Consider the following 13,255-nt stretch of genomic DNA (forward strand, 5'->3'; position numbering starts at 1 on the left):
GCTACACTGACCAGCGTTAACCCTGTGTTCTGCCGCTATCATGGTGCTGTTTGAGGCAAACTAATTAACCTGGAAGAAGTATGAAAATCAGATTCCTTTCGGCCAATGAACAAAAACTGGCAGAGGTTCGCGGAATACTGGAGCCAGTGGGCGTAGAAGTATTACCGATCGCACGTCGCATAGAAGAAATTCAAACGGAGAACGAGCTGGATTTAGTCCGCGATAAGCTGACCAAAGCTTTTTCTATTATAGGACGTCCTCTTTTCGTCGAGCATACCGGGCTTTATCTGGATGGTCTGAATGGCCTGCCAGCCGGTCTGACGCGTATTTTCTGGAACCGACTGGATGCCGACCGTTTTGCCTCCCTGGTTAACGGGCTGGACAGCCAGGGCGTCACGGCCAAAACGGTACTTGGCTATTGTGATGGGCGCAAAATGTATCAGTTTTACGGTGAATTGCGTGGGACGATAGCGCCAAAGCCTGCGGGTCCCCGGGGATTTCAGTGGGATTGCGTCTTTATCCCCGAAGGTTACGACCAGACCTTTGCTGAGATGGGCGACAAGAAAAACGAAATTTCAAACCGTCGCATTGCGCTGGACCGTTTCGCGTCCTTCCTGAAAACCGCACGAGGCGTGGCATGAAACCTGAACTAAAACGGGCTTATGATTCCGGTAAGCTGATACTGTTTGCCGGTGCGGGCCTTTCCCGCAATCTCGGCCTGCCGGAATGGCATGAACTCATCGCCCATCTGGCTAACGAGCTGGGTTACGATCCCAAGATTTTTAATACCTATGGGACGCATCTCTCTCTGGCGGAGTACTACAAGCAGAAAAAAGGATCGCTTGGCCCGTTAAGAAGTTGGATGGACCGCGAATGGCATCGGCCGGATATCGATGTCCGTAGCTCTGAAATTCATACCATGATTACTCAGGGCAATTTCTCCCGTATTTATACCACCAACTATGACCGGTGGTTAGAGGCGGCGCATGAGGCGCACGGCGTACCCTATTTTAAAGTGGCTAACGCGGCTGACTTGGTCTCATTAACGGAAGACAAGCGCCATATCATCAAACTTCATGGTGATTTCGACGACGATACCTCCATTGTTTTAGATGAAAGTAGCTATTTTGAGCGGCTCTATTTTGATTCACCACTGGATATCAAGCTGACGCATGATGTGATGGGCAATTCCGTATTATTTGTGGGTTACAGCATCAGTGATTTTAATATTCGTCTGTTGTTTTATCGCCTGACGAAAATGTGGGGACGCACTGGGCTGGCCACCGCGCGCCCTAAGTCCTACCTCTTTACTAATCGCAATAACCCGGTGGCAAAAGAGGTCTTGGGTCAGTGGGGCATCGAAATGATCGTGTCAGAAGAGGACGATCCCCGCAAAGCCCTGGCTGACTTTATGGAAGAGTTACTGGCTTGATAACCCAGACCGCTTCAACCGGTGCACGGTAAAAACGGCGGACGACCTCCGTCTTAGCGGTAGTGTTTATTCTTCTCTGGAAAACGCGGACTACTGTGATATACTGTATAAATAAACAGTACCTGAGGGCAAAAACTATGGCTGTCGAAACAAAATTTGTAGTGGTCAGAAAAGGTGAAGAGAAGATGACATTTGCCAATAAAAAAGAGGCTGATGCCTACGACAAGATGCTGGATATGGCGGAAGCCTTCACCGACTGGCTGCTGACGCATCAGGCTGATATGGACGAATCGCAGGCTGAATCATTAGGCTTGTTGCTGGCAGAACAAAAAGAGGCGGTGCAACATATCCTTCGCACCAGTAAGTTACCCGAGTCCGTAACGGTCGACAGCGCAACGGATGTCGCGGATGCTGATTCTCCTGCTCAAAACGACAAAAAGGTGCGTGCCGTTAAAGCCGCCTGATCCTTTACGCTGGAAGTCAGCTTCCAGCGTACCGCTTTACGTCTCTCGCGTTCTGATATCATTCGTAACTCACTTCCGCAAAAAATGTGTTGTATGTCAGTCATTAGCGTATCAAGTGCGTCACGGCAAAAGCATAGTGATGAAGATATCTGGCAATGCACGTCAGGCAAAGCGCATAGCCATGAAACCTGCCTGGTTTGTTAAGCATGGTCAATTTCCGGTTCAGGTATGTCCTGTCAAAGGGGTGACGTAAACTGACATATTATTCCTGATGCGGTATTGTTTCACATCAATACTATCGATGTTAGTAATGGATTGATGCGCATTTCCTGTCAGTAACTCAGGTTAAATCTGTGCGATCGCCCCGCGTGGTAGGGTGAGAGATGACTAAAAAAGTGACGCTGTCACTGCTATCGTTTCGCGCCTGGTGCCGGGCTCCCGGCGGAATTTCAATCCCCTGCTGAGCCTGCAGGCGATGTACAACGCCCTCAATTTCCATCGTCAGCTGGCCCTCAAGGATAAAAAAGAACTGACGGGCGCGGCTGTGAACGTGCCGTGTTTCAGAGGTGGCGGGCGGCATATGCTCATAAATAATGCTCAGATCCTGGCTTTTCATAAAATGCCAGCCATCACAGTTATTTCCCCACACATAATGTTCCGCGTTGTCTTTTGAAATCATACTTCCTCACGTTACGTTCGACGGGCTATGTGATCCGCCGCGGGTATGCATCAATCTTATTAAAGTTCATTTATGACACGCCGATAGTTCTTCCAGGGACACGACAGATTGTATCTGACAGGGTGGTCAATTTAGCCGGTATATTCCAGGGGAATCAGTATGATCACTCAACCCGTAAAAAAAACGATGAGTACCCGCACGCAGATGCTGCTGGCGGGCGGCTTAACCATCACGCTTGGATTTACCGTCACAATTGGTGTTCTGAGCTGGCAGTCGGCGAAAGAACAAAAAACGCTGGCGGAAAAATATCTGCAGCAGATTGCGCAAAGTCGTGGACTGCAAATTCAGCAAGAGCTGAGTTATGCCCTTAATATGGCGCACAGCTTAGGGCAAAGCCTTATCGCATTACCGAAAGCGGGCGTTAACGATCGTAAAATTGCCGACAAAATCATGGAATATACACTCAGGGCCAACCCTGACTATCTCTCCATGTCCGTTATTTTTGAACCCAATGCTTTTGATGGTCGGGACGCAGATTTCGCCACTCAGAAAGGGCAGGCGCCTCAGGGGCGATATGCCTGGTTTGTCGACCGCGATCAGTCCGGTAATTATTCTATGCATCCGTTACTTTCTTTTTTGACGCCGGGCCAGGGCGATTATTATCTGGTGCCGCAGCAGACAAAGAAAGACACGCTGATTGAGCCCTACAGTTATGCCTATAACGGCGTGCCGACGTTGTTGACCTCGGTGGCCTCGCCCATTGTCGATCAGGGCAAACTCTATGCGGTCGTTACCTCCGATATATCCCTGGCCTTGTTACAAAAGAAAGTGAATCAGATTAAGCCGTGGCAGGGTACTGGCTATGCGTTACTGCTTTCTAATAGCGGCAAAGTGGTTTCCTCACCAGATAAAGATGAGGCCGGTAAAACCTGGAAAGGTGAGAAAGATAATTTCACTCAACAGATCGTGGAGCATGACGATCCGTTGCTGGGTGAGAAGGCCATGTACACCTGGTACCCGGTAACGGTGGGTAACAGCGATAAGCCCTGGTACGTCGGCATTGTGGCACCGGTCAGTCAGGTGATGGCGGCGGCGAATCGGCAACGCTACTGGGCCATCGGACTGATGCTGGTGAGCATTCTGCTGGTTGGGGCTGTCCTGGGGTTATTGTTCAATCGCAAAGTGATGCGCCCGCTAGGCGGTGAGCCAGCCGAAGCGGCCAGAATCGCGCTGGCCGTTGCGGACGGTAAGCTGAGTAACGCCATCACGGTAGCACCCGGCGACAATGCCAGCCTGTTTTATGCTCTGCATACGATGCAACGTCAGCTGCAATCTATTGTGGGCCAGATTAAAGATGCCAGCGCATCAGTACGGGAAGGTGCAAGCGAGATCGCCAGTGGTAACCTCGATCTGGCATCACGCACCGAACAACAGGCGGCAGCCCTGGAAGAAACCGCGGCCAGCATGGAACAAATCAGTGCAACGGTTCGGCTGAACGCCGACAATGCGCAGCAAGCCACCAATCTGACCGAAAATGCTACCTCTATCGCCAGCCGGGGTGAAACGCTGGTTGGGCAAGTGGTGCAAACCATGTCGCAGATCGATGACAGTTCGAAGAAGATTGGTGATATTACGACCATGATCAACAGCATTGCCTTCCAGACTAACATCCTTGCGCTCAACGCGGCAGTTGAGGCGGCGCGTGCCGGCGAGCAGGGCCGTGGATTTGCTGTCGTTGCCTCGGAGGTTCGTAATCTTGCGCAACGCAGTGCGAGCGCGGTTAAAGATATCGCGGCCCTTATTGAAGAATCCAGCGTTCGCGTACAAAGCGGTGTGAAACTGGTCAACGAGGCGGGGAAAACGATGCACGAGATGACGAAGGCTGTCTCTTCTGTGCAAAGTATTATTGATGAGATTGTGTCGGCCTCAGATGAACAGGCGCGCGGTATCGGTCAGGTCACTATCGCGGTTAACGAGATGGACGGCACGACACAGCAGAACGCCGCACTGGTACAGCAGATGTCCGCGGCAGCCAGTTCACTTGAAGACCAGGCTCAACAGCTGGCGCAAACGGTAGAACAGTTCCGTTGATAGCTGGCAAAACAGAAAAAAACAACCCGCGCGCTGCGGGTTGTTTTTTTAGAGGGGATTAGCCTGGATAGATACCGCGATCTTTACGTGCCATGAGAATACGTTCACAGGCGACGATATAGGCTGCGGTACGCAGAGAGCAGTCTTTCTCTTTTGCTTTTTCCCAAACGTGAACCATGGCTTCCGTCATGATCTTGTCTGAACGTTTGTTAATTTCGTCTTCGCTCCAGAAGAAGCTGGCCATATCCTGCACCCATTCGAAGTAACTGACGGTTACCCCACCGGCGTTACAGATAACGTCGGGCACCACAATCACACCGCGGTTGGCCAGAACATCATCGGCGTCCGGATAGGTCGGGCCATTAGCGCCTTCAAGCACCAGCTTACAACTCAGAATCTCCGCACGTTCACGGGTAATTTGACCTTCAAGGGCGGCAGGAATCAGAATATCCATTTCCGTGTGCCAGAAGGCGTCTTTCTCAATGCTTTGCGCACCCGTAAAACCTGCAATCTGCTTATGTTCAATCTGCCATTGCGTCAGCGCATCCATATCAATACCGTCGGCATTGAACAGCGTAGCGGTATGATCCTGAATCACCACCACGCGTGCACCGGCCTGGCTGAACAACCGCGCGGCCTCACTGCCTACGTTACCAAAGCCCTGTACGGCAACGCGTGCGCCTTCAATTGGAATACCTGCACGGCCTGCTACTTCACGGCCTGTGACAAATACACCGCGACCTGTGGCTTTTTCACGACCCAGAGAGCCGCCCAGGTGAATCGGTTTGCCTGTGACCACGCCGGTCACGGTGGTGCCGAGATTCATAGAATAGGTGTCCATCATCCAGGCCATGACTTTACCGTTGGTGCCCACATCCGGTGCCGGAATATCTTTCTGTGGCCCAATGATGATGCCAATTTCACTGGTATAGCGGCGTGTTAATCGCTCAAGCTCGCCTTCAGACAATTTGAACGGATCAACGCGAATGCCGCCTTTTGCGCCACCATAGGGCAGATTGACGGCGGCACATTTGATGGTCATCCAGGCTGAAAGGGCCATCACTTCATTTAAATCGACATCGGGATGATAGCGAATGCCGCCTTTGCCCGGACCGCGTGACAGGTTGTGCTGAACACGATAACCCTCAAAATGGCGAATAGAGCCGTCATCCATTTGCAAAGGAATATCAACGATTAATGCACGTTTAGGATGACGTAAAGTGTCAATCCAGCGAGTGAGGTCGCCTAAATAAGGCGCAACGCGATCGATTTGTTGTAGGTAGGTGGACCAGGCTGAAGTACTACTGTCAGACGCGTAAGATAACTTATCCATACAAAACCTTTCTTATCGAAGTTATTTATTGTGTTGAACCGTGGAAACGACACGCGCTTGAGCGCGCCGACATAATTTATCACCACCAGAAAAAATTTGATGTCGACCAGGCAGGGATTATCCCCATGCTATATCGATTCCTGGTGAATAAGAGTGAATAATAACGCCCATTACCTGCCTTAAGGTCGGCTGTTTTGTGCATAAAGAACGCATAATTAATGCATAAATTAAAAATTTGACGATTTATCAGTTCTTTGAAGAGGGTCAAAAAGTTAAGGAATTGTTTCAAATGATATTGACTTTGTTGCACCAGTAAGGTGCATAAATAAAAGTAATGCGAAGTGTTGTTTCGCTAATGCGAAGAGGCGCATGAATAACACAACGTGATTTGTTTTACGCCGTCATCTATTCAATTAAGGCTCCAGCGCACCCTTTTACATTAAGCGCAGGACAGGGCGAAGGTTCTCTTTACCTGAACTGGAATACAGGTTTTAACGTTAAAAATGAATCTCGCTGACGCGCGGTGTTGTCCAGGCTGTGCACGGTTTACGCCGGCAGTGAAGACTACGCGGTGCACAGCGATGCATACCAAACCGGCATAAATACCCGCACAGCGCACTCTTTGTTCATGCGTTAAATAATGTGTAACCTGCACATCCTGCGTTTTTAATAAAGCGGTAGGGATTTATGGTTCGTAAAAGAAAGCCCGCGACCGTCGCTGCTGAAAAATGGCGCAATGCGCAATACCGACCGGGAAGATAAAACAGAGTGATATTGCTAAGGGTGTTTTCATCCGGGTTCACTCATATGTTTAAACGGATAAAGACAACGCTATCCGCCTGTATTCAGGGATGGTTAACCAGCAACCTGGCGCTCTGTTAACGCCTCCATCAGCCTGTTTCTTAGCCCTCGGACATCAGAGACAACAGGTGGTTGACCGCTTTGGATGTATGATTACGTCGCCACGCAAAAGCAACATCCGTGAACAGGGTATTATTTTCAATTTCGCGAAAGCACACCTGTGGATTCTGAACGCAAACCATCGATTCCGGGATAAGCGCGATACCGCAACCTGCGCCCACCATGCCAAGAGAAGAACTGATTTGCGGCGCCTGCTGGAAAGACGAAGGGGTGAAACCCGCGCGTAAACAGGCACTGACGATAAGCTCATAAAGGCTGGGTGAAACGTCGCGCGGGAAAATAATTAAGGTTTCCTGCGCCAGCTCACTCAAGGCAATACAGGGATTTTGCTGCAGGCGATGCGTCGCCGGTAAGGCCAGCACCATCCGTTCGGTAGAAATAACGCGTAAATTAAAGGGCTTACTGCTTTCGCAGGGGAGACGAATAAAGGCCGCGTCCAGTAATCCTTCCTGCAGATCCTGAATAAGTAATGACATATTCTCCTCCCGCGTCATTAATTCCAGCGCGGGATAACGCCCTTTAAACCGCCGTATAATCTCAAAGACGCGAGGATTAAACGCCACCGAACTGGCAAAGCCCAGCGACATTTTGCCGCTAATTCCCCGGGCAACACCTTTCGCCTTCTCCAGCGCATGATCGGCGAGTTGAATGATTTCAATCGCATCCGTCAAAAACGTTTTTCCTGCATCCGTCAGTTCCACGCCGCGCGTCAGCCGTTTCAACAGCGGTGTACCGATTTCATGCTCCAGTCGCTGAATTTGCTGGCTCAACGGTGGCTGCGAAATGCCAAGCAGTTCGGCCGCGCGGGTGAAATGCAGCGTCTGTGCGACAGCAACAAAATAACGAAGGTGGCGCAGTTCCATATTAAAAACGTCTCAAAGTTAACAGGTTTTGCTATTGGATTCTGTCATCAAACAGGGCCACCATTATGTTAACACGGCTTAACAGTTAACCTATGAGGCATCCGATGAGCAATTTTGTAACTGATTGTTCCTGCGAGGATCAACTAAAAGATACTGTCCAGAGACTGCAGAAAAACATGCCAGAAAGCGTTATGTATCAAACCTCTCTGATGAGTGCGCTACTGAGTGGGGTTTATGATGGTGAAACCAGAATTGCGGACTTATTGCGTAAAGGCGATTTTGGCCTGGGAACCTTTAATCAGCTGGATGGCGAACTGATTGCTTTTGACAGCAACGTTTATCAACTGCGCGCCGATGGCAGTGCCCGGCCTGCTGATCCCGATCAGAAAACCCCCTTTGCGGTAATGACCTTTTTTCAGCCGCAGCATAAACATGTCTTTGAACGTGCGGTGCAACGCGATGAGCTGCATCAGCTTATTGACAGTGAAATCACGTCAGATAATCAGTTTTGTGCACTGCGTGTAAGTGGACATTTTTCGTCAGTCCAGACGCGTACCGTTCCGTGCCAGTGCCGCCCCTATCGATCGATGCCTGAAGTCCTGGGCAATCAACCCGTATTTGAATTCACCCACCGCAGCGGTGAACTCATTGGTTTCCGCACGCCGCAGTACATGCAAGGTATCAATGTTGCGGGCTATCACGAACATTTCATCACAGACGACAGAACCGGTGGCGGCCATATCCTGGATTATGTGCTGGAGCAGGGCACGCTGACCTTTGGTGCCATCAGCAAACTGGTCATCGATTTGCCAGAAAACAGCGACTTTCTTAATGCCAACCTGACGCCAGAAAACCTGGATGACGCAATCCGTTCTGTCGAAAGCTAATGACGAGGTCTGAATATGAAAACTCTCTCTGATACGAATCTCTGGACCTGCGGTGCCGACCTGGTTGTCGCACAACTTGAAGCGCAGGGCGTCAGCCATGTGTTTGGCATTCCAGGGGCAAAAATCGATAAGGTATTTGATTCTCTGCTGGATTCGACTATTCAAACAATCCCCGTGCGGCATGAAGCCAATGCGGCTTTTATGGCCGCTGCGGTGGGCCGACTGACGGGTAATGCGGGCGTGGCGCTGGTGACATCCGGTCCTGGCTGTTCAAACCTGGTCACCGGTATGGCTACCGCCACCAGTGAAGGCGATCCGGTGGTGGCCATTGGCGGCGCGGTCAAACGCTCCGACAGCGCCAAGCAGGTTCACCAGAGCCTGGATACCGTCTCCATGTTTCGCCCGGTGACAAAATATGCGGTTGAAGTGACGGATTCTTCTGCGCTGGCGGAATGCGTGTCGAACGCGTTCCGTCATGCAGAGCATGGACGCGGCGGCGGTGCATTTGTCAGCCTGCCGCAGGATATTGTTGATCAGCCGGTAACGGGTAAAGTGCTCACCAGTAAAGGCCGCATCACCTTGGGCGCGGCACCTGACATCATGATTGATGCGGTCAGCCGTGAAATCGTCAACGCGAAAAACCCGGTCATTTTACTGGGCCTGATGGCCAGCCAGCCTGAGAACAGCGAGGCGATTCACGATCTGTTAAACCGCAGCCATATTCCGGTCACCAGTACCTATCAGGCCGCAGGTGCCATTCGCCAGGAACACTTTTCCCGTTTTGCCGGTCGCGTTGGGCTTTTCAACAACCAGGCCGGTGACAAGCTGCTGCAACAGGCGGACCTGATTATTACCATCGGTTACAGCCCGGTTGAATATGAGCCAGCGATGTGGAACAGCGGTAATGCGACGTTAGTCCACATTGATGTGGTGCCCGCAGAAACGGATAACCGCTACCTGCCTGATGCGGAACTGGTCGGCAACATTGCCGAGACTCTGCGTAAACTGGCTGAACGTATCACCCATCCTTTACAACTCAGCCATGAAGCTGCAAGCGTACTGGACGATCGTCAGCAACAGCGGCAGTTACTTGCCTTGCAGGGGGCAAGCCTCAACCAGTTTGCCCTTCATCCACTGCGCATCGTTCGCGCGATGCAGGACATTATTAACAGCGATGTCAGTCTGACCGTCGATATGGGGAGCTTCCATATCTGGATTGCCCGCTATCTCTACAGTTTCCGTGCACGGCAAATCATGATCTCCAACGGACAGCAAACCATGGGCGTTGCTCTGCCCTGGGCGATCGGCGCCTGGCTGGTCGATCCACAGCGCAAGGTCGTCTCGGTTTCGGGAGACGGCGGCTTCCTGCAATCAAGCATGGAGCTGGAAACCGCGGTCAGGCTGAAAGCGAATATTTTGCACATTGTCTGGGTCGATAATGCTTACAACATGGTGGCGATGCAGGAAGAGAAGAAATACCAGCGTGTTTCAGGAGTGAACTTTGGCCCAATCGACTTTAAAGCTTATGCAGAGGCATTCGGTGCAGCAGGGTTCGCGGTGAACAGTGCATCTGAACTTGAGCCAACGCTACGCAAAGCGATGGATGTGCAGGGGCCGGCTGTGGTGGCGGTGCCGGTGGATTATGCCGATAACCACTTGCTGATGGGTCAGCTACACCTCAGTCAGTTGCTTTGATTTCAATGGAAAATGGAATAAGGAAACGATGATGAAAAAGCGAGTTGCGCTTGTTACAGGTGCGGGTCAGGGCATTGGTGAAGCCATTGCCTTACGTCTGGCTAAAGACGGTTTTGCGGTTGCAGTGGCTGATTTCAATATCGAAACCGCTTCACGGGTCGCGGAAAAGATCGAAAAAGAAGGCAGCCGTGCGCTGGCCATCAAGGTTGATGTGTCAAAACGGGATCAGGTGTTTCATGCGGTAGAAGAAGCACGCCGTGTTTTGGGTGATTTTAACGTCATCGTCAATAACGCGGGTGTCGCACCCTCCACGCCGATTGATGAAATCACCGAAGACGTCATCGACAAGGTTTACAACGTTAACGTCAAAGGTGTGATTTGGGGCATTCAGGCGGCGGTAAAAGCGTTCGCATCGGAAGGGCACGGTGGGAAAATCATTAACGCCTGTTCTCAGGCCGGGCACGTAGGCAATCCCGAACTGGCAGTGTACAGCTCAAGCAAGTTTGCTGTTCGGGGCCTGACACAAACTGCCGCACGGGATCTGGCACCGGTGGGGATCACGGTGAATGGTTTTTGTCCCGGCATTGTTAACACGCCAATGTGGGTAGAAATTGATCGGCAAATTTCCGAAGCGGCGGGCAAACCTGCCGGTTATGGCACGCAGGAGTTTGCAAAACGCATCACGCTCGGCCGCCTGTCAGAGCCTGAGGATGTGGCGGCCTGTGTCGCCTTTCTTGCCGGCCCGGACTCTGATTACATCACCGGTCAGTCGTTACTGGTCGACGGTGGCATGGTGTTTAGCTGATCGGATAAAAGTCTGGCGCCAGTGCGCCAGACTGCCCGTAGTCCACGCGAACCTCAGCCCGAAACGCGCATTGCTGCCGTGATTTATCCTGCCATGACCACTCTGGTTACCTTTCCCATAGTTTCCTGACAATTTTAAGAGCATACCGAGCGTTTGCGGGCTTCCATCATGCGCTGAAACCGCTAAAATGATGCGCTCATTTGCCAGGGAGTCAGACAGCTATAATGCGTTATCGTAATCTTTTTGCCGCACTCGCGGTCGCCACCACATTAGCCGGATGTGCTAAACATCCTGCCGCCAATACCACTGCTGATGCTGCCGTTGCTGCCGATGATTTTACAACCGGTCCAACGCAGATTGATGTTTCACACGTCATTACGCGTGCTGATGACGGATCGCATATTTATCTGACGGTAGATGGCAAAGATGCAGGCGAACTGCCAAATGGTGAAAGCAAGATTGTTCATGTTGCTGCGGGTAAACACGAAGTCGGTGGCTATGTGCGCACGCTGTTTGGCCTGGGACGTGTGACTATCGATCCACTTGAGGTGACAACGTCACCTGATGATGTCAAAAAGGTGGCTTACACGGTGACCCGTAATAAGGCGACGTTTGTTGAACAGCCAAAACAGACTGAACAGCCGCAACCACAGCCGCAAGAGCAGGAACAGGGCTGATTCAATCTTGAGGGGCAGAGAGAGCTTACGGCACCCAGCAGAAGCCTGATGTGTACATGAAGACAGATAATTTCACGTTGCTGTCGTCATCATGCTGATCGCTCAGCAACCGCTTCCAGCGCTTCTGGCCACCTCATTCTGTAACCGTTCTTATCATCTGCATCAGACCGCCCTGTGACGACGATTGTTCTTTTTTTTTAAAGAGAATAATCTGCTCATGTGGCGTTCAGGATAACAGAAACAGCATCAGGGATGCGTGGCTAAAGCCCCAACTCGCTGAGTGAAGGATGATCGTCCGGCCGACGGCCCTGAGGCCAGTGAAACAATCGCTGGCTGTCGGTAATGGCCACATCGTTAATGCTGGCATAACGTTTCACCATGAAACCATTCTCATCAAATTCCCAGTTCTCATTGCCGTAGGAGCGAAACCAGTTGGCCTGGCTGTCGTGCCACTCATAGGCAAAACGCACGGCAATACGATTCGTGTGAAAGCTCCATAACTCTTTAATCAACCGATACTCGGCTTCGCGTTGCCATTTGTCTTGTAAAAATGTCACGATTTCGGCCCGGCCCGTGATGAAGGTATCTCGGTTGCGCCATGCGCTGTCGGGTGAATAGGCCAGAGAAACGCGTTCCGGATCGCGGCTGTTCCAGGCGTCTTCTGCCAGGCGAACTTTCTTTATCGCATCCTGTACATCGGTAAACGGCGGTAACGGCTGACGTTGTGCTTCCATTGGGTCTCCTGAAATCCTGACAGACTCAGCGGCACCACAAAAGCAGGGTGCCGGCTGAATAGCGGGGCTGACGAAATAGCGCCTGTTTTAGAGCGAAATGGCGTGAACCTGACAGACCGCGCGTGCCGCTTCTTTCCCTTTTTTCACGAAATGCGCCGTGTAGAAATCAATGAAGTCGTCGGAAGGCTGAAAATTATGTGGCGTCAGTGAGACAGAAAATACCGGCACATTCGTTGCAAGCTGTGCCTGCATTAAGCCACTGACCACGGCCTGAGCAACAAAGTCGTGGCGGTAAATTCCACCATCTACCACCAATGCCGCACAAACGATGGCGTCAAACTGACCTGTTTGCGCCAGGCGCTGTGCCAGTAACGGCATTTCAAAGGCACCAGGCACATCCCAGGTTTTGATCGCGTAAGGCGTGCCACTGTTCTCCATTTCCTGATTAAAGCCAACCAGGGTTTGAGAAACAATGTCGCTGTGCCAGTTTGCCTTTATAAAGGCGACTCTTAACGGTTGCATAACTTACTCCAGTAAACGTGACATCCGGCTCCCGTGAAATCGCAAAACGATCGCCTTCTCCCAAATAAAAAATAAAGCTGTCTGATGAGCAGCACGACAGATTCGCTCAGCACTTCTTAATAAACCTGACCGCCTGAGGGCGGAATGCAGGT

13 protein-coding genes are annotated in these 13,255 nt (G+C 51.3%); 8 read left to right on the plus strand and 5 right to left on the minus strand.

Features of this window, described 5'->3' with window-relative positions; all coding sequences use genetic code 11:
• The first annotated feature begins 80 nt into the window (after nt 1-80).
• The 3 genes from QNH99_RS21600 (at nt 81) to QNH99_RS21610 (ending at nt 1,896) form a co-directional block, all read left to right on the plus strand.
• The gene (locus QNH99_RS21600; protein ID WP_063876954.1) at nt 81-641 is read left to right on the plus strand and encodes a non-canonical purine NTP pyrophosphatase; all 561 of its coding nucleotides are present in this window, start codon (nt 81-83) and stop codon (nt 639-641) included.
• The gene (locus QNH99_RS21605; protein WP_063876953.1) at nt 638-1,432 is read left to right on the plus strand and encodes an SIR2 family protein; all 795 of its coding nucleotides are present in this window, start codon (nt 638-640) and stop codon (nt 1,430-1,432) included. Before QNH99_RS21600 ends, QNH99_RS21605 begins: the two co-directional genes overlap by 4 nt.
• 137 nt (nt 1,433-1,569) lie before the next feature.
• A complete protein-coding gene (locus QNH99_RS21610) occupies nt 1,570-1,896 on the plus strand; it encodes a YebG family protein (protein ID WP_063876952.1) in 327 nt (108 codons plus the stop codon).
• A 340-nt stretch (nt 1,897-2,236) separates the two neighbouring features.
• On the opposite strand, the gene QNH99_RS21615 is transcribed toward QNH99_RS21610, so the two are convergent.
• Nucleotides 2,237-2,575, minus strand: a complete 339-nt coding sequence (locus QNH99_RS21615; RefSeq protein ID WP_410517743.1) for a cupin domain-containing protein — start codon at nt 2,573-2,575, stop codon at nt 2,237-2,239.
• Between the two features lie 159 nt (nt 2,576-2,734).
• On the opposite strand from QNH99_RS21615, the gene QNH99_RS21620 reads away from it, so the two are divergent.
• Nucleotides 2,735-4,666, plus strand: coding sequence for a methyl-accepting chemotaxis protein (locus tag QNH99_RS21620; protein WP_410517744.1), 1,932 nt, complete (start codon nt 2,735-2,737; stop codon nt 4,664-4,666).
• A gap of 58 nt (nt 4,667-4,724) precedes the next feature.
• Here QNH99_RS21620 and QNH99_RS21625 read toward each other — a convergent pair whose 3' ends face one another.
• On the minus strand, nt 4,725-5,999 hold the full coding sequence (locus QNH99_RS21625) for a Glu/Leu/Phe/Val family dehydrogenase (RefSeq protein ID WP_063876950.1): 1,275 nt from the start codon (nt 5,997-5,999) through the stop codon (nt 4,725-4,727).
• Between the two features lie 902 nt (nt 6,000-6,901).
• Entirely contained in the window at nt 6,902-7,783 is an 882-nt protein-coding gene (locus QNH99_RS21630; protein ID WP_410517745.1) for a LysR family transcriptional regulator, read from the minus strand.
• A gap of 104 nt (nt 7,784-7,887) precedes the next feature.
• Here QNH99_RS21630 and budA point away from each other — a divergent pair, with 104 nt between their 5' ends.
• From budA to QNH99_RS21650, 4 genes are all read left to right on the plus strand, one after another.
• Nucleotides 7,888-8,670, plus strand: coding sequence for an acetolactate decarboxylase (gene budA, locus QNH99_RS21635; protein WP_096011629.1), 783 nt, complete (start codon nt 7,888-7,890; stop codon nt 8,668-8,670).
• A gap of 15 nt (nt 8,671-8,685) precedes the next feature.
• Nucleotides 8,686-10,365 carry an acetolactate synthase AlsS gene (alsS, locus tag QNH99_RS21640; protein ID WP_410517746.1) on the plus strand — a complete coding sequence of 560 codons (1,680 nt, stop codon included), beginning with the start codon at nt 8,686-8,688 and terminating at the stop codon, nt 10,363-10,365.
• Between the two features lie 31 nt (nt 10,366-10,396).
• Complete coding sequence (locus tag QNH99_RS21645) at nt 10,397-11,170, plus strand: (S)-acetoin forming diacetyl reductase (RefSeq protein WP_410517768.1); 774 nt, start codon at nt 10,397-10,399, stop codon at nt 11,168-11,170.
• A gap of 224 nt (nt 11,171-11,394) precedes the next feature.
• A complete protein-coding gene (locus QNH99_RS21650; RefSeq protein ID WP_063876945.1) occupies nt 11,395-11,847 on the plus strand; it encodes a hypothetical protein in 453 nt (150 codons plus the stop codon).
• 260 nt (nt 11,848-12,107) lie between these two features.
• On the opposite strand, the gene QNH99_RS21655 is transcribed toward QNH99_RS21650, so the two are convergent.
• Together QNH99_RS21655 and QNH99_RS21660 are read right to left on the minus strand one after the other, a co-directional pair.
• A complete protein-coding gene (locus tag QNH99_RS21655; protein ID WP_283355802.1) occupies nt 12,108-12,581 on the minus strand; it encodes a nuclear transport factor 2 family protein in 474 nt (157 codons plus the stop codon).
• 87 nt (nt 12,582-12,668) lie between these two features.
• Complete coding sequence (locus tag QNH99_RS21660; protein WP_063876943.1) at nt 12,669-13,103, minus strand: 6,7-dimethyl-8-ribityllumazine synthase; 435 nt, start codon at nt 13,101-13,103, stop codon at nt 12,669-12,671.
• Nucleotides 13,104-13,255 lie beyond the last annotated feature (152 nt).

It is taken from the genome of Pantoea allii (genome assembly GCF_046529425.1).
GTDB lineage: Bacteria > Pseudomonadota > Gammaproteobacteria > Enterobacterales > Enterobacteriaceae > Pantoea > Pantoea allii.